The 1,587-nt window shown below is 42.7% G+C and carries 3 protein-coding genes; all 3 read right to left on the bottom strand.

Annotation, left to right across the window (positions count from 1 at the left end; translation table 11 throughout):
• The coding region (gene glnS, locus GX089_07645; protein NLP02350.1) for a glutamine--tRNA ligase at positions 1 to 977 on the bottom strand (977 nt) is incomplete at its 3' end.
• Between the two features lie 73 nt (positions 978 to 1,050).
• Positions 1,051 to 1,365: a Dabb family protein gene (locus tag GX089_07640; GenBank protein NLP02349.1), complete on the bottom strand. Its 315-nt coding sequence runs from the start codon at positions 1,363 to 1,365 to the stop codon at positions 1,051 to 1,053.
• Position 1,366: 1 nt separating this feature from the next.
• Positions 1,367 to 1,587, bottom strand: a 221-nt coding sequence (locus tag GX089_07635) for a glutamate--tRNA ligase (GenBank protein NLP02348.1), incomplete at its 5' end; no start/stop codon positions are given.

Raw genomic sequence — 1,587 nt, 5'->3', positions numbered from 1 at the left:
GAAGAATTTCTTATCGCTTCAGGAGTATAGCCTTTCCTGCGCAGCCCGGACAGAGTGGGCATTCTGGGATCATCCCATTCATTGACATATTTGTTTCTGACCAGCTCGAGCAATTTACGTTTGCTCATAACTGTATAGGTAAGGTTAAGACGTGCAAACTCTATCTGCTGCGGGTGATGAACCCCAAGCTGATCCAAAAACCAATCATAAAGCGGACGATGATCTTCAAACTCAAGCGAGCACAGAGAATGAGTCACCCCCTCGATTGAATCCTCCAGGCCATGAGCCCAATCGTACATGGGATAAATTTTCCAGGTTGTACCGGTTCGATGGTGAGCGACCTTGAGAATCCTGTACATAACCGGATCCCGCATATTCATATTGGGATGCGCCATGTCAATTTTAGCTCTCAACACCCTGGAACCATCCTCAAACTCTCCGTTTCTCATTCTCTGAAAAAGGTCAAGATTCTCCTCTACCGAACGATTGCGATAGGGACTTTCTTTTCCCGGCTGGGTCAGTGTACCGCGATATTCCCGGATCTGATCAGCACTGAGATCATCTACATAGGCTTTCCCGGCCTTGATAAGCTCGATTGCCCAATGGTACATCTGTTCGAAATAATCCGATGCATAGTACAGATGGTCTCCCCAATCAAAACCAAGCCACTTTATATCCTCTTGTATGGCTCTGATATATTCCTGTTCCTCTTTTGCGGGATTGGTATCATCAAACCGCAGATGACACTCGCCCCCATGCTCAGCAGCCATGCCAAAATCGATACATATAGCTTTTGCATGTCCAATATGTAAATACCCGTTGGGTTCAGGCGGAAAACGGGTAACCACTTTTTGCCATTTACCCTTTTTTAAATCCTCCCGGATTATGTCCCGGATGAAGTTAGCAACCGGAACAGCTCCCTCTTCCGTTGTTTTCTTGTTTTTATCAGGCAGGTTTTCTGCAGCGGAATTCTCCATAAAAACTCCATTTACATTTATTGATATTTGTTTTACGTTTCAAGATACAGAATAAACTTTTCAATTATAGTTATTAATTATTGCCTTTAAATTCATAGTCGCAAACGACTCTCTGTGTTCTTACTTTAGCAATATATTCCGCGATTTTCAGATGTTGAGGATGGTTCTGGTAGATCTCAAGATCCTCTCTGGAATCAAATACCGAATAGAGGCTAAGATCAAAAGCTGCATCTGAACTGTTGAAATTGATTCCTACTTCAACCTCCTTTATTTGAGGTATCACCTCTTTGAGCGCCTCGATATTTTCTTTGATAGTTTCAGCTATTTCGTTTTTGGTCTTTCCCTCGTAATAATCAATTAACTTCCACATAACTATGTGTTTAATCATTTCACATATTCCCTCTGATAAAATTGGCAGCAGTTATTAAACGTCTGGTTACGGTTTCTTTACCCAGAACTTCCAACAGCTCAAAGAGCCCGGGCCCAAAGCTTACTCCGCTGACTGCCAGGCGTGTAGGATGAATCAGTTTTCCGGCAGGGATGTTTGAGCTTTCTGAAATCTCATGAAATTTCTTTTCGATCTCCTGGGATGTAAAATTTTCCAAACCGT

Source organism: Fibrobacter sp. (assembly GCA_012523595.1).
Taxonomy (GTDB): Bacteria; Fibrobacterota; Chitinivibrionia; order Chitinivibrionales; family Chitinispirillaceae; genus JAAYIG01.
Note: the sequence above shows the minus strand (reverse complement) of the source record. Positions and strands in the feature narration are given on the sequence as shown.

Excerpts from the sequence above, each read along its gene's own strand:
- GX089_07640 (NLP02349.1), bottom strand. The coding sequence starts at position 1,365 with ATGATTAAACACATAGTTATGTGGAAGTTAATTGATTATTACGAGGGA.